18 protein-coding genes are annotated in these 17,127 nt (G+C 62.4%); 3 read left to right on the top strand and 15 right to left on the bottom strand.

Going from position 1 to position 17,127, the window contains the following annotated elements:
* The first annotated feature begins 17 nt into the window (after positions 1–17).
* Positions 18–977, top strand: a complete 960-nt coding sequence (locus DXT74_RS21540; protein ID WP_231138239.1) for a histone deacetylase family protein — start codon at positions 18–20, stop codon at positions 975–977.
* Positions 978–1,041: 64 nt separating this feature from the next.
* On the opposite strand, the gene plsY is transcribed toward DXT74_RS21540, so the two are convergent.
* On the bottom strand, positions 1,042–1,671 hold the full coding sequence (gene plsY, locus DXT74_RS21545; RefSeq protein ID WP_019102890.1) for a glycerol-3-phosphate 1-O-acyltransferase PlsY: 630 nt from the start codon (positions 1,669–1,671) through the stop codon (positions 1,042–1,044).
* 73 nt (positions 1,672–1,744) lie between these two features.
* Here plsY and DXT74_RS21550 point away from each other — a divergent pair, with 73 nt between their 5' ends.
* Complete coding sequence (locus DXT74_RS21550) at positions 1,745–2,104, top strand: dihydroneopterin aldolase (RefSeq protein ID WP_019102891.1); 360 nt, start codon at positions 1,745–1,747, stop codon at positions 2,102–2,104.
* Between the two features lie 72 nt (positions 2,105–2,176).
* Entirely contained in the window at positions 2,177–2,602 is a 426-nt protein-coding gene (locus DXT74_RS21555; RefSeq protein ID WP_081554369.1) for a PaaI family thioesterase, read from the top strand.
* 14 nt (positions 2,603–2,616) lie between these two features.
* Here DXT74_RS21555 and DXT74_RS21560 read toward each other — a convergent pair whose 3' ends face one another.
* From DXT74_RS21560 to DXT74_RS21625, 14 genes are all read right to left on the bottom strand, one after another.
* Entirely contained in the window at positions 2,617–2,907 is a 291-nt protein-coding gene (locus DXT74_RS21560) for a hypothetical protein (RefSeq protein ID WP_194426965.1), read from the bottom strand.
* 74 nt (positions 2,908–2,981) lie between these two features.
* Positions 2,982–3,374, bottom strand: coding sequence for a group II truncated hemoglobin (locus DXT74_RS21565; RefSeq protein WP_231138240.1), 393 nt, complete (start codon positions 3,372–3,374; stop codon positions 2,982–2,984).
* A complete protein-coding gene (gene purT / locus DXT74_RS21570; RefSeq protein ID WP_114151993.1) occupies positions 3,371–4,579 on the bottom strand; it encodes a formate-dependent phosphoribosylglycinamide formyltransferase in 1,209 nt (402 codons plus the stop codon). Before purT ends, DXT74_RS21565 begins: the two co-directional genes overlap by 4 nt.
* A gap of 115 nt (positions 4,580–4,694) precedes the next feature.
* Entirely contained in the window at positions 4,695–5,951 is a 1,257-nt protein-coding gene (locus tag DXT74_RS21575; RefSeq protein ID WP_194426966.1) for a D-amino acid dehydrogenase, read from the bottom strand.
* A gap of 210 nt (positions 5,952–6,161) precedes the next feature.
* Positions 6,162–7,013 (bottom strand): CheR family methyltransferase, encoded by an 852-nt coding sequence (locus DXT74_RS21580; protein WP_043632226.1) that lies wholly within the window; start codon positions 7,011–7,013, stop codon positions 6,162–6,164.
* 62 nt (positions 7,014–7,075) lie between these two features.
* A complete protein-coding gene (gene erpA / locus DXT74_RS21585) occupies positions 7,076–7,408 on the bottom strand; it encodes an iron-sulfur cluster insertion protein ErpA (protein ID WP_019102898.1) in 333 nt (110 codons plus the stop codon).
* 216 nt (positions 7,409–7,624) lie between these two features.
* Positions 7,625–8,653 carry an N-acetyl-gamma-glutamyl-phosphate reductase gene (gene argC / locus DXT74_RS21590; protein ID WP_081554372.1) on the bottom strand — a complete coding sequence of 343 codons (1,029 nt, stop codon included), beginning with the start codon at positions 8,651–8,653 and terminating at the stop codon, positions 7,625–7,627.
* Positions 8,654–8,809: 156 nt separating this feature from the next.
* A complete protein-coding gene (rpsI, locus tag DXT74_RS21595) occupies positions 8,810–9,202 on the bottom strand; it encodes a 30S ribosomal protein S9 (protein ID WP_019102900.1) in 393 nt (130 codons plus the stop codon).
* Between the two features lie 15 nt (positions 9,203–9,217).
* On the bottom strand, positions 9,218–9,646 hold the full coding sequence (rplM, locus tag DXT74_RS21600) for a 50S ribosomal protein L13 (protein WP_019102901.1): 429 nt from the start codon (positions 9,644–9,646) through the stop codon (positions 9,218–9,220).
* A 499-nt stretch (positions 9,647–10,145) separates the two neighbouring features.
* Positions 10,146–10,856 carry a purine-nucleoside phosphorylase gene (gene deoD / locus DXT74_RS21605; RefSeq protein WP_043632219.1) on the bottom strand — a complete coding sequence of 237 codons (711 nt, stop codon included), beginning with the start codon at positions 10,854–10,856 and terminating at the stop codon, positions 10,146–10,148.
* A gap of 70 nt (positions 10,857–10,926) precedes the next feature.
* Positions 10,927–12,141, bottom strand: a complete 1,215-nt coding sequence (locus DXT74_RS21610) for a phosphopentomutase (protein WP_043632215.1) — start codon at positions 12,139–12,141, stop codon at positions 10,927–10,929.
* A gap of 15 nt (positions 12,142–12,156) precedes the next feature.
* Positions 12,157–13,482, bottom strand: a complete 1,326-nt coding sequence (gene deoA / locus DXT74_RS21615; RefSeq protein WP_043632212.1) for a thymidine phosphorylase — start codon at positions 13,480–13,482, stop codon at positions 12,157–12,159.
* Between the two features lie 343 nt (positions 13,483–13,825).
* Complete coding sequence (gene deoC / locus DXT74_RS21620; RefSeq protein ID WP_043632209.1) at positions 13,826–14,593, bottom strand: deoxyribose-phosphate aldolase; 768 nt, start codon at positions 14,591–14,593, stop codon at positions 13,826–13,828.
* A 311-nt stretch (positions 14,594–14,904) separates the two neighbouring features.
* Positions 14,905–17,109, bottom strand: coding sequence for a bifunctional (p)ppGpp synthetase/guanosine-3',5'-bis(diphosphate) 3'-pyrophosphohydrolase (locus DXT74_RS21625; RefSeq protein ID WP_043592768.1), 2,205 nt, complete (start codon positions 17,107–17,109; stop codon positions 14,905–14,907).
* Between the last annotated feature and the right edge of the window lie 18 nt (positions 17,110–17,127).

A 17,127-nucleotide genomic window follows, 5' to 3' on the forward strand; every position in this document is an offset into this window, starting at 1 on the left:
GCAACAAGGAATCGCACGTGTTGACCTGGCTGAAAAATCGCTTGCAACGCTCTGGGCTCACCGCCTACATCACCCACCCGGACTGTCTGCAGCACAATATGGGCGTGGGCCACCCGGAATGCCCGGAGCGCCTGATCGCCATCCGCGACCAGCTCATGGCCTCGCAGATACTGGACGGGCTGCAGGAAATCGAAGCGCCGGAGGTCACCGAACAACAACTGGCGCGCGTGCATCCTCCGCACTATCTCGAATATCTGGAGTCCTGCTCTCCCAGCATAGGCACTTTTCGCGTGGATCCGGACACCGCGATGTCCGCCGGCACGCTGCAAGCCGCCCGGCGCGCCGCCGGCGCCGTGGTCAAAGCGGTGGAACTGGTGGCCGAGGACAAAGCGCCCAACGCCTTCTGCGCGGTGCGCCCGCCCGGCCATCACGCCGAAAGCGGCAAGGCGATGGGTTTCTGCTTCTTCAACAATCTCGCGATCGGCGTCACCCACGCGCTGGCTCACTATCAATTCGAACGGGTGGCGGTGATAGACTTCGACGTCCATCACGGCAACGGCACCGAGGAAATCCTGCGCGATGACCCCAGAGTGCTGATGGTGTCCATCTTCCAGCATCCGTTCTACCCCTATTGCGGCGATGCCCCGCTGGGCCCGAACATGCACAACGTACCGCTCAAGGCCGGAAGCGGCGGACGCGAATTCCGCGAAGCGGTGGAGACGGTGTGGCTGCCGATCTTGCACGACTTCCAGCCGCAGATCCTGTTCATCTCCGCCGGCTTCGACGCCCACCGCGAAGATGATATGGGCTCTCTGGGGCTGGTGGAGGCCGATTACGAGTGGGTAACCCGCCACCTGATGCAGATTGCCGATCTCTACGCCGACGGCCGCGTGGTGTCGGTTCTGGAAGGCGGCTACGACCTGTCGGCGCTGGGCCGCAGCGTGGCCGCCCACCTGCGGGTGCTGTCCGACGGCTGATCCTGGCTGCTCAAAAACAAAAGGCCGTCGTAATTGACGGCCTTTATGTTTGGCGGAACACCGTTCAGGAGGAGCTCTTGTCGGTGCCCTTGCCGCCTATCTTGTCCTCTTGCCCCGTCAGGAGCTTGATCAGATTGGACTTATGGCGATGCACCACCAGAATGGCGATGATGATGCAGCTGCCGAAATAAACGCTTTGCGGCCCGACGATGAAGTAAGCGTATACCGGTGTAAGCACACAGGCGACGATGGCGGACAGCGAGGAGATTTTCAGCACGAAAGCGACAAACAACCAGGTGGCCAATGCCGCCAGCGCCAGCCACGGGCTAAAGCCCAGCAATACCCCCACCGCGGTGGCCACTCCCTTGCCCCCCTTGAAACCGAAGAACACCGGCCACATGTGGCCGATCAGCACCGCCAGCGCCGACATCGCGATAGCCTGCTCGCCCAGGCCGTATTGCGGGCCGAACCAGGCGGTCAACGCTACCGCCACCCAGCCCTTGACCCCGTCGCCGAGCAAGGTCAGCACCGCCGCCAGCTTTTTACCGCTGCGCAACACATTGGTGGCGCCCGGGTTGCCGGAGCCGTAACTGCGCGGGTCGGCCATGCCCATGGCCTTGCTGACAATCACCGCGAACGAGAGCGAGCCAATCAGATAAGCCGCAACAACAAAGGCAAAAGCTGTCGTGGTCATGGTGTATCCATTAGAATAGAAGGCTTCGGATTTTACGGTATCGGGCGGCAAACCCCAACTCCCAGACAAACTGATGGACATCATATTCCTGCGCGAAGTGCGCGCCGACACCATTATCGGTGTCTACGAATGGGAGCGGAAAGCCCCGCAAACCATTGAAATCGACCTGGAAATCGGCATTCCCAGCGAAGCGCCCTGTCACAGCGACAATATCGGCGACACCATACATTACGGTGTCGTGGTGGAGCGCTTGCGCAAGGCGCTGGCGGAACAGCATTTCCTGCTGCTGGAAGCGCTGGCGGAGTACATCGCCAAGGTGATCCGCGAGGACTTCGGCGCGCCTTGGGCCAGGGTATCGGTTACCAAGCTGGGCATTCTGCCCGGCGTCAAACGCGTCGGCGTCCTGATCGAACGCGGCCACCGCCCGCGCTGAGTCCAGTCCCCGGGCATTGACGTCCGGGCCCCGGCGCTTGATGATGTTTAGGTCATCGCGCCGGAGCGCCCCATGCCTCGTCTATCCGTCCCGGAATTCCAAAGCCTGATCGATCAGGAACTGCCCTTGGTCCGCCTGTTCGGCATCCGGACCGAATCCATTGCAGACGGCGGCGCGGTATTGCGCATGCACTTCAACCCGGACCTGATCCGGCCGGGCGGGACCATCGCCGGCCCCGCCCTGATGGCGCTGGCCGACGCCACGCTGTACGCCGTGGTGCTGGGGATGATAGGCAGGGTGGAACTGGCCGTCACCACCAGCCTCAACATCAACTTCCTGCGTAAGCCGCCGCCGGCGGACGTGATTGCGGAAGGCCGCATCCTGAAGCTGGGCAAACGGCTGGCGGTGGGAGAGGTCTTGCTGTTGTCGGCCGAGCTGGAAGAACCTGTGGCCCATGTCACCGGCACCTACTCGATTCCGCCGCTGTCAGGAAGCTGAGGCGGCTACGGGCCTCAGTCGGTGTTCACTTTCAAACGCAGGCCAAACTGCTTGGGCGTCAAACGCAAGGACAGCTGAGCTTGCTTGTTCAAGTCCAGCACCGGGGACAACGACAGACGATTGCTGACCGCTTCGCGCTCAAAGCGCAGGCCGCCAATGGTGATGTCCCTGCCAGCGCTCCGGGGAGCGGATTTGCCTCCCTCGTCGGACGGCGAGGCGCAAGCCCAAGCTTGCGGCAGACACGCCTCAGCAACGCCCGCGCATCCCCACAAGCCCAGCCACAATATCAACAACTTGCACGCCATGCGCTCCATCTCCGCCAGATGAAATGCGAGAACCTCCTCTCATCATGGACACTGGCGCGCTGGCTGCAAGTTTTTTATTGATTGCGCATGAAATCGGCGGTGTTATGGAAAGCCTCGATCAGCTTTTGTTTCAGCCAATCCTCGGCCACCAGTTCGTCCACCGCGCGGCTCATGCAGGACATCCACTGATCCCGCGCCGCCTCATCCACCGCAAACGGCATATGGCGCATGCGCAGCCGCGGATGGCCAAAGGCTTCCATGTACAAGGAAGGGCCTCCCAGCCAGCCGGACAAGAACATGAACAGCTTCTGGCGCGAACCGCTCAGGTCCTGCGGGTGCATATCGCGCAGCGGCTTGACCGCCGGATCGCTATCCATGATGTCGTAAAAACGGTCAGTCAACCAACGCACCACGCCTTCGCCGCCCAATAATTGATAGGGCGTCATTTCCCGCACTTCATCGCTCACGCTTTATTCCCCGTCGTCGGCCGCACCAGCGCGGCCGCCGTTCTGGCCCGCTCGCGGGCCTGTTCCACCGTCTCCGCCGTAGCCAGAGCCACGCCCATGCGGCGCTTCAAATAACTTTCCGGCTTGCCGAACAAACGCAAGTCCGCCCCCGGCACTCGCAAGGCGGCATCCACGCCGTCAAAGGCGATGCCTGCCTCGTCCAGGCCGCCATATATCACCGCCGACGCGCCGGCGCTAAACAACGCGGCGTCCACCGGCAGGCCCAGAATGGCCCGCGCGTGCAGTTCGAATTCGGACCAGCGCTGAGTCGCCAGCGTCACCAAACCGGTGTCGTGCGGCCGCGGGCTCACTTCGGAGAACCATACCTGATCGCCCTTGATGAATAGCTCCACGCCAAACAAGCCTCGGCCGCCCAGCGCGTCGGTCACCGCCTTGGCCACCTCGCGCGCGCGCAATAAGGCCAACTCGCTCATAGGCTGTGGCTGCCAGCTTTCCACGTAATCGCCGCTGCGCTGCAAATGACCGACCGGCGCGCAGAAATGCGTGGCGATGCCGCCTGCCTCGTCCGTCGCGCGCACGGTCAACTGAGTGATTTCATAATCGAAATCGATGAAACCCTCGACAATCACCCTGCCCTTGTCCACTCGGCCGCTGCTGGCGGCGTACTGCCAAGCCTTGGCCACGTCCTCCGGCCCGCGCAACAGGGATTGCCCCTTGCCGCTGGACGACATCACCGGCTTCACCAGGCAGGGGTAGCCGATACCGTCGTCTATCGCGGCTTGCAACTCTTCCAAACTGGACGCGAACGCGTACGGCGAGGTGGGCAGCCCCAGCTCCTCCGCCGCCAGTCTGCGTATTCCTTCGCGGTTCATCGTCAAGTGGGCGGCGCGCGCGGTGGGAATCACTTCGGCCAGGCCGTCCGCCTCAATGCGCAGCAGCTCGTCGGTGGCGATGGCCTCGATCTCCGGCACGATCAGATGCGGGCGCACTTGCTCCACCAGCCGGCGCAAGGCCGCGGCGTCCGACATGTCGATCACATGGCTGGCGTGGGCCACTTGCATCGCCGGCGCGCCGGCGTAACGATCCACGGCGACGGTTTCCACTCCCAGCCGCTGCAAGGCGATCACCACCTCCTTGCCCAGCTCTCCGCTGCCCAACAACATCACCCTGACGGCACTGCGACTTTGCGGCGTTCCGATACGCATGACGATCTTTCCTGGATATGAATGGCTTAGCCCGCCGGCGGCGGACGATGGGAATCCGAATCGGCGCGATTTTACCATGCGTCGGGCATCGACTCGCTTCAGTTGAGCCTATCGCTCAAGCACGGCAAAACTCAAAATCCAACGCTGGCGTTTCGCCGCTGATGATCTCGGCCAGCGCGCGCCCGGAGCCTGCGCCTTCGGTCCAACCCAAGGTGCCGTGGCCGGTATTCAGATACAAACGCCTCAAGCGGCTGGGGCCGATCAGCGGCACATTGCCCGGCGTGGCCGGCCGCAGGCCGCTCCAGAAACGGGCGCGCTCCCAATCACAAGCGTCGCCGAACAAGGCGCGGCCGCGCTGCAGCAACAAATCGCAACGCCGCGGCTCAAGGTGGGTGGAATAGCCGGACAGCTCAGCAGTGCCGGCGATGCGCAATTCGTCGCCCAGCCGCGACACCACCACCTTGTGGGCCTCGTCTGTAATGCTGGTCAACGGCGCGGCGGCCGCATCCAGAATCGGCAGAGTGGCGGAATAGCCCTTGGCCGGGTACACCGGCAGGCGCAAACCGGCCTGCGCCGCCAGCAATGGCGAATAAGAACCCAGCGCCAAAACATAGGCGTCTGCCTCAATCCGCCCGTAAGCGCCGTCAGCGGCGGTAACGGACACTCCGCTCACCGCGCCGTCGGCGCACTCCAGCGCATTGATCCGCGTCTGAAAGCGGAACTCCACGCCACGCAGCGCACAGGCCTGGGCCAGAGCGACGGTGAAGAGATGCACGTTGCCGGACTCGTCGTCCGGGCTCCAGCACGCGCCGCTCAGCTCGGGCTGAATGCGCGCCAAGGCCGGCTCCCGCTCCAACGCCTGCAGAGGCGTCAGCAGGCTTTTTTCCACACCCAGCGCGCGCATCCGTTCGCAGATGTTCCGGGCCTGCGCCAGTTCCGCCGGCGAAAACAGCAAAGTCAGAATGCCACGCTGCAACTGCTGGTAATCGATGCCCAGTTCCCGGCGCAAGCCGCGCAGCGTATCGCGGCTGTACAGGCCAAGCGCCACCATCTGGCGCATATTGCGCTCGCTGCGCCCCGGCATGCATTCACGCAGGAAATCCAACCCCCAGCGCCATTGCCTCGCATCCAGCCGGGGCCGGAACAACAGCGGCGCGTCGTCGCGCAACAGCCAACTCAATACCCGCCAAGGCGCGCGTGGATTAGCCCAAGGCTCGGACTGACTGACCGAAATCTGGCCGCCATTGGCGAAACTGGTTTCTCTCGCCGCGCCGCTGGCGCGGTCTACCACCACCACTTGGTGGCCCCTCTCCGCCAAAAACCAGGCGGTGGACACGCCGATGACGCCGGCGCCCAGGACAACTACTCTCATCGACTCTCCACAAAAGCCAATGGGCAAGACCCGCTTGCCCATTAGCCTTGCCAGCCGCAATCCGCTGTTAGAACCTGCTCATGGTCTGCTACGCGTCGGCGATTCCGCGTTGAAACCGGCTTCGAATGCTCATGCGCCGCTTGCACATTCCGCTTTCCCAGCCGTTTTCGCCTTGTCTCGCCCTTGCTCGCAAGACTTTGAAGCAGGTTCTTACGGCTTCTTCGCGTGCTCGTAAACCGTCTTGCCGCGCAGATGAAAATAATCCGACGCGAAATAGAAATTCTCGGAATGACCAACGAACAGCAGGCCGTCCGGCTTCAAAAGCGGCGCAAAGCGCTTTAGCACGCCGAACTGGGTGTCGCGATCGAAGTAAATCATGACGTTGCGGCAGAAAATGGCATCGAACTGACGTTTAACCGACCAGTTGCTCTCCACAAGGTTCAAACGCTGAAAGGTGATCATATTGCGCAGCTGGGCCTTGGCCTGGAAGCTGCCGTCCGGCTGCTTGTCGAAGTACTTCGCGGCGTAACCGGGCGGCAGGCGCGCCACTTTGTCGGCGGCGTAAATGCCCTTGCGCCCGGTTTCCAGCACGCTGGTGTCCAGGTCGGTGGCCAGCACGCTGATGCGCGCGCCCGGCACCGCCTCCAAGGCGGTGATCGCCAGCGAGTACGGCTCTTCCCCGGTGGACGACGCCGCGCACCAGATCGCCAGTTCTCCGCCTGCCGCCGCTTTCTTCTTCAGATGCTCGGCCAGCAGCGGGAAATGATGTTCTTCGCGGAAGAAGAAAGTCAGATTGGTGGTCAGCGCGTTGACGAACTGTTCAAACTCGCGCTTGCCGCTGATTGACTCCAGAAAATCGACGTAGGCGGCGAAGCCGGGAAGCTTCAGCTCGCGGATGCGACGCACCAGGCGGCCGTAAACCATGTCTTTCTTCGACGGGTTCAACGAAATGCCCGCTTCCTTGTAGATCAGTTTGCGAATGCGCTCGAAGTCGGCATCGCTAAACGCGAATTCACGCGTGAATTCGATCTTCGGCAAGACGACGGGTGGCAGCTTATTCATTTTGTTGTCCCCATAAAAAAGGCCCGGGCAATAGCCCGAGCCTGTATTCTACCGCGTCCGGATCACACCGAGAACGACGAACCACAACCGCAGGTGGTGGTAGCGTTCGGATTGCGGATCACGAACTGGGAGCCTTCCAGGCTTTCCTGGTAATCGATTTCAGCGCCGACCAGATACTGGTAGCTCATCGGATCCACCAGGAAGGTCACGCCTTGTCTCTCTATAGCGGTATCGTCTTCATTTGCGATTTCGTCAAATGTGAAACCGTACTGGAAGCCGGAGCAGCCGCCGCCGGTCACGAAGACGCGCAGTTTCAGATCGGGATTGCCTTCCTCGGCGATCAGCTCCTGCACCTTGGAACAAGCGCTTTGGCTGAAGTTGATCGGGGACGGCATTTCAGTTGCAGCATTAGTCATGTCAAACCTCGCAATTCAGTTCCGGGGCCTCGAGAAACCCGCCAACAGTCCACAGCGGCCTGGCTGCGCGCGCTGCGGTTTCTCAAACCCCTTCTCAAGCCGGCAGAGCGGCATTCACCCACTATTTTAGTCGGATATTGGGGCCGATGGCGAGTCTTCAAGCGAACTAGTTCTTTCCGCGCATGCGCGGGTGTCTCATGGCAGCAAGGGAACGATGTCCAACCCAGCCTGTTCCGGCAGCCCAAACATCAAGTTCATGTTCTGTACCGCCTGGCCCGCCGCGCCCTTGACCAGATTGTCTATCACCGACAACACCACCACGGTGTCGCCGCCCTGCGGCCTGTGCGCGGCGATGCGGCACACATTGGCGCCTCGCACCGAGCGCGTCTCCGGATGGCTGCCGGCCGGCAGCACGTCGACAAAGGCTTCGCCCTCGTAGCGGCGCTCGAAGAGCGCCTGCACATCAACGTCGGCCTTCAACCGCGCGTACAGCGTGGCGTGGATGCCACGTATCATCGGCGTCAGGTGCGGCACAAAGGTTAGCCCCACAGGCTGAGCAGCCGCACGGCCCAGGCCCTGACGGATTTCAGGCAGATGGCGGTGACCTGCCACGCCGTAAGCCTTGAAAGAGTCTCCGGCCTCGGCCAGCAAAGCGCCCACTTCCGCCTTGCGCCCGGCGCCGGACACGCCGGACTTGCAGTCGGCGATCAGGCTGGACAGCTCCACCGCGCCGGCTTCGATCAAGGGCAGGAAGCCCAGCTGTACCGCGGTCGGATAGCAGCCTGGATTCGCCACCAGCCGCGCGCCGCGTATGGCCTCGCGGTTGATTTCCGGCAGCCCGTACACCGCTTCGGCCACCAGATCCGGCGAGCCGTGGCTCATGCCGTACCATTTTTCCCACTCGGCGACATCCTGGATCCGATAATCGGCGGCCAGGTCCACCACCCGCACGCCGGCGGCCAGCAGTTCGCGCGCCTCGTTCATCGCAATACCGTTGGGTGTGGCGAAAAACACCACATCGCAGTCCTGCAGCCGGGCTTCGTCGGGAGTGGAAAACGCCAGATCGATGCGACCTCGCAAGCTGGGAAACAAGTCGGCCACCTTCATGCCGGCCTCCTTGCGCGAGGTGACCGCGGTCACGCGCGCCGACGGATGGCCTGCCAGCAAGCGCAGCAATTCGACACCCGTGTAACCGGTGCCCCCGACGATTCCCACCTTGATCATGCCCATTCCTTTATATAAAACAGCGTCGCAAAAACGACAGTGTAGGCACTGCGATGCTGCCTTGCAATATGAAAGGGGAGAAGCGGGAAAACGACAGGCAAAGAAAAAACCGCCTGGCAAACGCAGGCGGTTTTCTTGAAAACAGAATTCGGCGAATTAACGCTTGGAGAACTGCTTGGCGCGGCGAGCTTTGCGCAGGCCGACTTTTTTACGCTCAACTTCACGAGCGTCGCGGGTCACGTAACCAGCAGCGGACAGAGCCGGCTTCAACGCGGTGTCGAAGTCGATCAGCGCGCGGGTGATGCCGTGACGGATCGCGCCGGCTTGGCCGGTTTCGCCGCCGCCGACAACATTCACCTTGATGTCGAAGGATTCGAGGTTTTCGGTCAGCGCCAGCGGCTGGCGGATTACCATGCGACCGGTTTCACGAGCGAAATATTCATCAACCGGCTTGCCGTTGACGATGATCTGGCCCGAGCCCTTTTGCATGAACACGCGAGCTACGGAGCTCTTGCGACGGCCGGTGCCGTAGTAGTATTTACCGTTCATTTCTACGCCTTAAAATCAGATTTCCAGCACTTTCGGCTGTTGAGCAGTGTGCGGATGCTCGGAACCGGAGTACACCTTGAGTTTCTTGATCATGGCGTAGCCCAGCGGACCCTTCGGCAGCATGCCTTTTACGGCTTTTTCCAGAACGCGTTCCGGGAACTTGTCTTGCAGTTCGGTGAAGCTGCGCTCGTAGATACCACCCGGGTAGCCGGAGTGACGGTAGTACTTCTTGTCTTGTGCCTTGGCACCGGTAACGCGCAGCTTCTCGACGTTGACCACGACGATGAAATCGCCGGTATCTACGTGCGGGGTGTATTCCGGCTTGTGTTTGCCACGCAGGCGACGGGCGATCTCAGCAGCGAGGCGGCCCAAAACCTTGTCGTTGGCATCGACCACAAACCAGTCGCGTTTAACCTCATGCGGCTTGGCAGAAAAGGTCTTCATGGAACTCTTCCATCGTAATTCTTGAAAGTTACGGATTCTATTACAGCCCCGATCCAGCTGTCAAACCCTTGTGAGACAACAGAAATCCGGCTACCGGGCGGCGATGCTCCCGCGGAGGGAAAAATGCGGTTGGAATGAAGGGTTTGGCGGAGGCGGGGCAAAAAAAAAGCGCAACATCTAGCTTTGTTGCGCCAAGTTCCACCTAAAGAAGGAGGATGGAGGAGACAACACCAAAACGCACACTTTGCATGCCACGTCCTGATGCAGGTTTCATTATCTGCAGAGACTTGCTTCATTGCAAGGCTTTTTGTGCATCGCACTATAAAACGTGGCTTTTTACGTCACAAACACAAAAACCACTATTAAATCAATGACAAAATCACCACCGCACTGCAAGGCAAACTGGGAGCGGCCTTGTCTCTTATCTCGATTTTTGCCCTTCCAGACGCCAAAACGGGGCCTAAAGGCCCCGTTGCGCTGTCAGACAATCGGCAAACGCTTACAGCTTGATCGCCGCGGCCAGAGCCACTTCCATCATGTCGCGGAAGGTGGTTTGACGCTCTTCGGCGCTGGTGGCCTCGCCGGTGGGGATAATGTCGGACACCGTCAGAATGCCCACCGCGCGCGCGCCGTATTGCGCGGCCACGCTGTAGATGCCGGCCAGCTCCATTTCGATGACCTTGACCTGCATTTTGTCCAGCACTTCCAGCATATTGGGCTGCACGCCGTAGAACAGATCGGCGGAGAACACATTGCCCACCGTCACCGGCTTGCCCTGCTCCGCCGCGGTGTCCACCACGGCGCGCAGCAGGCCGTAATCGGCGATGGCGGCGTAGTCGTGGTCGTTAAAGCGCATGCGGTTGACCTTGCTGTCGGTAGACGCGCCCATGGCGACGAAGAGCTCGCGCAATTTGATGTCAGGCGTCACCGCGCCGCAAGAGCCGATGCGGATGATGTTCTTGACGCCGTAGTCCTTGATCAGCTCGGTGGTGTAGATGCTGGCGGACGGAATACCCATGCCGTGAGCCATCACCGACAGGCGTTTGCCCTGGTAGGTGCCGGTGTAGCCGAACACATTGCGCACCGTGGTCACCAGCTTGGCGTCTTCCAGAAAGGTTTCCGCGATCATCTTCGCGCGCAGCGGGTCGCCCGGCATCAGCACGGTTTCGGCAAAATCGCCCGGTTGGGCGTTGATATGTGGGGTCGCCATCGTCTTTAGTCTCCAAATTCAAAAGAGCCCCGGCGCGTCAACGCCGAGGCGTATTGCATTCAGCCGCGTCTCACAGGAAGGACTGGCCGTAATCCATGGGGCTCAGGCCCAGGTGAGCCGCCACGGTCTGGCCGATGTCGGCAAAGGTCGCGCGTTCGCCCAGGGAGCCGGCCGGCACGTTCTTGCCGTAGCACAGCACCGGGATATGTTCGCGGGTATGGTCCGTGCCCTCCCAGGTGGGATCGCAGCCATGGTCCGCGGACAAGATCAGAATATCGTCGTCGCCAAGCGCCGCCATCACCTCAGGCAGACGCGCGTCGAACTCCTCCAGCGCGCGGGCGTAGCCGGCGGTGTCGCGGCGGTGGCCGTAACTGGAGTCGAAGTCGACGAAGTTGGCCATGATGATGGCCGGCCGCTCACGGTGATCGCGCATCGCGCCCAGGGTGGCGTCCCACAATTGGTCAAAGCCGGTGGCCTTGTGCTTGTGGGTAATGCCGACATGGGCGTAGATGTCGGCGATCTTGCCGATGGACACCACGTCGCCGCCGGCCTTGGCCAGTTTTTCCAGCACCGTAGCCGCCGGCGGCTCCACCGCCAAGTCCTTGCGATTGCCGGTGCGCACAAACTGGCCTTTGCCTTCGCCGACGAAGGGACGGGCGATGACGCGGCCGATATTGTACGGCTCCAGCAGTTCGCGGGTGATCTTGCACAGCTGGTACAAACGCTCCAGGCCGAAGGTTTCTTCATGACAGGCGATCTGAAACACCGAATCCGCCGAGGTGTAGAAGATGGGCTTGCCGCTCTTCATATGCTCCTCGCCGAGCCGGTCCAGAATCTCGGTACCGGAGGCGTGACAGTTGCCCAGATAGCCGGGCAGTTCCGCCTTGGCGACGATGGCGTCCAGCAGTTCTTGCGGGAAGCTGTTGTCGTGGTCGCTGAAATAGCCCCAGTCGAACAATACCGGCACGCCGGCGATTTCCCAGTGGCCAGAGGGCGTGTCCTTGCCGCTGGACAGCTCGCGCGCGTAGCCGTAGGCCGCCACGGGCTCCGCCGGGTCCATGCCCTCCGGGAAATAGCCGGAGGACAAGCGGCAGGCGTGCCCAAGGCCCATGCGGGATAGATTGGGCAGGGTCAGCGCGCCGTTGCGGCCGATGTTGGCGCGGCCGGCGGCCGCCTCCATGGCGATGTGGCCCAGCGTGTTGCTGCCGGCGTCTCCGAACTGCGGGGCGTCGGCGGCGGCGCCGATGCCCAGCGAATCCAGAATGAGAATGATGGCTCGTTTCATATTGCCGCTCCGGGATTACTGCTGGCGAATCTTCTGATAGACCAACGGCAACGCGGAAGGTGCCGCGTCCGCCAGTTGGATCGCCGCCTTGAGGCGGCGCTCCGCGTCGGCGAAGCTGTTTTCGTCTGCCGCGTGAATATAAGCCAGCGGCGCGCCGGCGTCGATGCGCTGCCCCAGCTCGACAAAGCGGGACAGGCCGACTCGGAAATCCAGCTCGTCGCTGGGCAGGCGGCGCCCGCCGCCCAGCGCGCACACCGCCATGCCGATGCCTCGGGTGTCCATGCCGCCGACGAAGCCGGCGCGCTCGGCCAGCACCGGGCGCACGATGGGAGCCGGCGCCATATGGGAATCATAGTTCTCCATGAAGTCGGCCGGGCCGCCCAGCGCGGCCACCATGCGGCCGAAGATCTCGGCGGCGCGGCCGGAATCCAGCGCGGTCTGCAGCTTGTCGCGCGCCTCGGCCTCGTCCTTGGCCAATTTCCCCACCACCAGCATCTCGGCGCACAGCGCCATGGTGACTTCATGCAGCCTCGGATTGCGCTCGTCGCCCTTCAGGTAGCGCACCGCCTCGCGGGTTTCTATGCTATTGCCGGCGGTCCAGGCCAGCGGCTGGCTCATTTCGGTGATCAGCGCGCTGGTGGCCACGCCGGCGCCGTTGCCCACCTTGACGATGCGCTCCGCCAGTTCCACGGATTTCTCCATCGTCGGCATGAAAGCGCCAGTGCCGGCCTTCACGTCCATCACCAGGGCGTCCAGGCCGGCGGCCAGTTTTTTGGACAGAATCGACGCGGTGATCATCGCCACCGACTCCACCGTCGCAGTCACGTCGCGCACCGCGTAAACGCGGCGGTCGGCCGGTGCCAGGTCCGAAGTCTGGCCGATGATGGCCACGCCCACTTCCTTGACCACGCGGCGGAACTCGTCCGGGCTGGGGAAAGGATTGTAGCCGGGAATCGCCGACAGCTTGTCCAGCGTGCCGCCGGTATGGCCCAGGCCGCGGCCGGAAATCATGGGCACGAAGCCGCCGCAGGCGGCCACCATCGGCCCCAGCATCAGCGACACCACGTCGCCGACGCCGCCGGTGGAGTGCTTGTCCACCACAGGGCCGGGCAGATTAAGGTCGCTCCACTGCATGCGGCGGCCGGAGTCGCGCATCGCCAACGCCATATGCACGTTTTCTTCCAGGGCCATGCCGTTGAAGTACACCGCCATGGTCAGCGCGGAGATTTGACTATCGGCCACGCTGCCGTCGGTGATGCCGGCGACGAACTGTTGGATATCCTGTTGCGACAACGCCTGGCCGTCGCGTTTCTTGCGAATGATTTCCTGAGGCAAAAACATGGCATTCTCCCTGCCTTGCGCCTGCCGCGGCGCAGCGCGCCGCAAGCAATAAATAATGGCCGGGCCCCAACGCCACGGCCAAGGATTTAAGAACCTGTTTACGATCTGCTGCGCGTAGTGGGGCGTTACACGGTGAGCACCCCTTCGAAATGCTCATGCACCACTTGACCATTCCGCTTTCTCAGCCGTTTTCACCTTGTCTCGCTCTTGCTCGCGAGATCGTAAACACGTTCCAAGAGCCACTGACAAAACCGCGTAGAGCACCTGAGGCAAGGCGCGCCGATAAGTCGGCGCAACGCGGCATCAGGGGGGGGGTTGTCAGCGGCGATGAAACGGCGAGCGATCAGTAGCCGCTGATCGGCTTGATCTCGCCCCCTTGAATTTCCGCCTGCAAATTGCCCAACAGGCCGGAGGCGCCGAAACGGAAGCGCTCCGCGCTCACCCATTCCGCGCCCAGCAGATGCTCGGCCAGGTCCAGATATTCCACCGCCTCGGCCGCGGTGCGCACGCCGCCGGCCGCCTTGAAGCCGCAAGCGCCGCCGGTTTCGCGGATGGCGGACAACATCACGCCGGCCGCTTCCAGCGTGGCGTTCACCGGCACCTTGCCGGTGGAGGTCTTGATGAAATCGGCGCCGGCCTGGATGGAAATCAGGCTGGCCTCGCGGATCAACGCCTCATCCTTGAGCTCGCCGCTTTCGATGATGACTTTCAAGGTCTTGCCGTCGCAAGCGTCCTTGCAGGCCGCCACCAGTTGCGCCCCCACCTCGCGGTTGCCGGCCATCAGCGCCCGGTACGGGAACACCACGTCGACCTCGTCCGCGCCGTAGGCGATCGCGGCGCGGGTTTCCGCCACCGCAATGGCGATATCGTCGTCGCCGGCCGGGAAGTTGGTGACGGTGGCTACTTTCACCTCGGGGCAGCCGGCCTCGCGCAGGGTCTTCTTGGCAATGGGCACGAAGCGCGGATACACGCAAACCGCGGCCACGGTTCCGGCTTCGCTCTTGGCCTTGCGGCACAGCGCGGCGACTTTGTCGTGAGTGTCGTCGTCGTTCAGCGTGGTGAGGTCCATCAGGGACAGAGCGCGGCGCGCCGCGGCGATCAGTTCGGACATGGGCTAACAAACCTTTCAATGAGAAACGGCCAGACGCACTCGCCAGCCGTTCCAAAGCTTCAGCGCCGCCGGTTGGCGGCGGCGCAAAAAAACCATTATGAAAATTTCTTCAAGTCAAAGCAATGCACAGCGTCAGGGAACTTGTGCCAACGCAAACTCGGCCGCGCCTTAGAACGTGTTTACAATCTCGCGAGCTAAGGCGAGACAAGGCGAAAACGGGCGAAACAGCGGAATGGTCAAGTGGTACATGAGCATTTTGAGCTTGGTTTCAACGCCGTATCGCCGACGCGCAGCCGATCGTAAACAGGTTCTTACAAACGCCGCGCCTCCTGCACCCCGCTCAACTCCATCATCCGCGACAACACCCGGCTGATGTCCTGCACCTGGCGCACCTCCACGGTAAAGCGCATGCGGGCGCGGGTGTCGCGCGACAGGGTGTTGACGCCGATCAGGTTCAACTTCTCTCGCGACAGCACATCCGACAGGTCGCGCAGCAGGCCGGGGCGGTCCATTGCGATGATTTCAATGTCGATGGGGAACACGCTGCTGCGCTGATCGCCCCATTCCGCGGCGATCAGCCGCTCCGGCGCGGCCACCGACAGCTTCTTCAGAGTCAGGCAATTGGTACGGTGAATGGAAATGCCGCGCCCCTTGGTGACAAAGCCCATCACCCCGTCAGGCGGCGCCGGCTTGCAGCACTTGGCCAGCACCGTCATCAGATTGTCCACGCCCTCGATCAGCACGCCGCCGGCGTCGTGACCGCCTTTACTGGCCTTGACCAGGCTTTCCGGCGCCACGTCCGTCGGCGGTGGAGGCGCGAAGCTGACGATGGCGTTGGACACCACGCGCGTGGTCAGCTCGCCGTGGCCCAGCGCGCCGTACACTTCTTCCAGTTTGTCGTAGCCCAGCTTCTCCGCCAGCGCGCCCAGATTGGGTTGCATATGGCTGTGGCGTGCCAGCTCGCGCTCAAACAGCATCTTGCCGGTTTCGCGCACGGTGTCCGCGTTGAGCAGGCGGATGTGCTGGCGGATCTTGGAAATGGCGCGATGGCTCTTCACCCAGCCGTCGTGCAGCCAGTTCACCGAGGGCCCGCCCTCCTTGGCCGTGAGAATTTCCACCCGCTGGCCGTTTTGCAGCGGCGTGGACAGGGGCACGATCTGCCCCTCCACCTTGGCCCCGCGGCAACGGTGACCCAGATTGGTGTGCACCGAATAGGCGAAGTCGATGGGGGTGGCGCCAAAGGGCAAGGCTATCACCCGGCCTTGCGGCGTCAACACATAGATGGTGTCGGCGAACAGCTCGGTCTTGAACGCCTCGGCCAGACCTTCGCGGTCAGACATCTCCTCGCGCCAGTCCAGCAATTGGCGCAGCCAGGAGATTTTCTCCTCGTAGGCGGCGTCGCCCTTGCCGCCCTCCTTATAGCGCCAGTGCGCGGCCACGCCGAACTCGGCGTGCTCGTGCATTTCGAAAGTGCGGATCTGCACCTCCACCGCCTTGTCCTCCGGACCGATCACCGCGGTGTGCAAGCTGCGGTAATTATTGGCCTTGGGGTGGGAGATGTAGTCGTCGAACTCGCCGGGAATCGGCTGCCAGGTCCCGTGAATAATGCCCAGCGCCGTGTAGCAGTCCGGCAGCCGCTCCACCAGAATACGCACCGCGCGGATGTCGTAAAGCTCGCAGAAATCCAGCTTTTTCTTCTTCATCTTTTTCCAGATGGAGAAGATGTGCTTGGGCCGGCCGGCCACCTCCGCCTTCACGCCGGCGTTCTTCAGTTCCGTGCGCAAGGTGTCCAGCAGCCGGTCGATATAATCGATGCGCTCCAGCCGGCGCTCGTCCAATAGTTTGGCGATGCGCTTATAGCTGTCCGGCTCGGTATGACGGAAGCCCAGGTCTTCCAGCTCCCACTTGATCTGCCACACCCCCAGGCGGTTGGCCAAGGGCGCGAACAGGTCCAGCGTTTCCGTGGCGATGCGGCGGCGCACCGTCTCATCGGCCACTTCCGCCAGGTAGTGCATGGTCTGGGTGCGCCAGGCCAGCTTGATCAGCACCACGCGGATGTCCGCCACCATGGCCAGAAGCATCTTGCGCATGGTTTCCGCCTGACGCGCGCGCTCCTCCGGCGTGGAGAGCTTGTCTATGCGCGCCAGCTCGGTGATGCGGCGCACGCCGTTGACCCCCTCCACCAACACCGCCACCGTCGGATTGAAGGTTTCGGAGAGCCAGGCCTGCCAGTCATCGCGGTAATCCGAAGCGGCGAACATCAAGGTGGCGACGATGGCGTCCGGCAACAGATTCAGATCCGCCACGATAGCGGCCGCGGCCACCGCGTGGTTGAACAAATCCTCGCCGGTCTGGGCCATGGTCTTGCCGCAGTACAGGGCGCGCGCCTCGTCAAAGGCGCGGGTGATCATCGCCTGCTCTTCGCCGCTCAGCGAAGAAGACAAGCCCTCCAGCCAGCGCTGCGGATTAGCCGCGTCTGCCAGGGTGTCAGCCATCGAACGAACTACGGAAACCATATCAACCCAGTAACTCAA

This window comes from Chromobacterium sp. Rain0013 (genome assembly GCF_015291765.1).
GTDB classification, from domain to species: domain Bacteria; phylum Pseudomonadota; class Gammaproteobacteria; order Burkholderiales; family Chromobacteriaceae; genus Chromobacterium; species Chromobacterium haemolyticum.

What these genes read in the sequence shown, in the direction of transcription:
- plsY (WP_019102890.1), bottom strand. Translation starts at nt 1,671, where the DNA reads ATGACCACGACAGCTTTTGCCTTTGTTGTTGCGGCTTATCTGATTGGC.
- DXT74_RS21550 (WP_019102891.1), top strand. Translation starts at nt 1,745, where the DNA reads ATGGACATCATATTCCTGCGCGAAGTGCGCGCCGACACCATTATCGGT.
- DXT74_RS21555 (WP_081554369.1), top strand. Translation starts at nt 2,177, where the DNA reads ATGCCTCGTCTATCCGTCCCGGAATTCCAAAGCCTGATCGATCAGGAA.
- DXT74_RS21560 (WP_194426965.1), bottom strand. Translation starts at nt 2,907, where the DNA reads ATGGCGTGCAAGTTGTTGATATTGTGGCTGGGCTTGTGGGGATGCGCG.
- purT (WP_114151993.1), bottom strand. Translation starts at nt 4,579, where the DNA reads ATGCGTATCGGAACGCCGCAAAGTCGCAGTGCCGTCAGGGTGATGTTG.
- DXT74_RS21575 (WP_194426966.1), bottom strand. Translation starts at nt 5,951, where the DNA reads ATGAGAGTAGTTGTCCTGGGCGCCGGCGTCATCGGCGTGTCCACCGCC.
- DXT74_RS21580 (WP_043632226.1), bottom strand. Translation starts at nt 7,013, where the DNA reads ATGAATAAGCTGCCACCCGTCGTCTTGCCGAAGATCGAATTCACGCGT.
- erpA (WP_019102898.1), bottom strand. Translation starts at nt 7,408, where the DNA reads ATGCCGTCCCCGATCAACTTCAGCCAAAGCGCTTGTTCCAAGGTGCAG.
- argC (WP_081554372.1), bottom strand. Translation starts at nt 8,653, where the DNA reads ATGATCAAGGTGGGAATCGTCGGGGGCACCGGTTACACGGGTGTCGAA.
- rpsI (WP_019102900.1), bottom strand. Translation starts at nt 9,202, where the DNA reads ATGAACGGTAAATACTACTACGGCACCGGCCGTCGCAAGAGCTCCGTA.
- rplM (WP_019102901.1), bottom strand. Translation starts at nt 9,646, where the DNA reads ATGAAGACCTTTTCTGCCAAGCCGCATGAGGTTAAACGCGACTGGTTT.
- deoD (WP_043632219.1), bottom strand. Translation starts at nt 10,856, where the DNA reads ATGGCGACCCCACATATCAACGCCCAACCGGGCGATTTTGCCGAAACC.
- DXT74_RS21610 (WP_043632215.1), bottom strand. Translation starts at nt 12,141, where the DNA reads ATGAAACGAGCCATCATTCTCATTCTGGATTCGCTGGGCATCGGCGCC.
- deoA (WP_043632212.1), bottom strand. Translation starts at nt 13,482, where the DNA reads ATGTTTTTGCCTCAGGAAATCATTCGCAAGAAACGCGACGGCCAGGCG.
- deoC (WP_043632209.1), bottom strand. Translation starts at nt 14,593, where the DNA reads ATGTCCGAACTGATCGCCGCGGCGCGCCGCGCTCTGTCCCTGATGGAC.
- DXT74_RS21625 (WP_043592768.1), bottom strand. Translation starts at nt 17,109, where the DNA reads ATGGTTTCCGTAGTTCGTTCGATGGCTGACACCCTGGCAGACGCGGCT.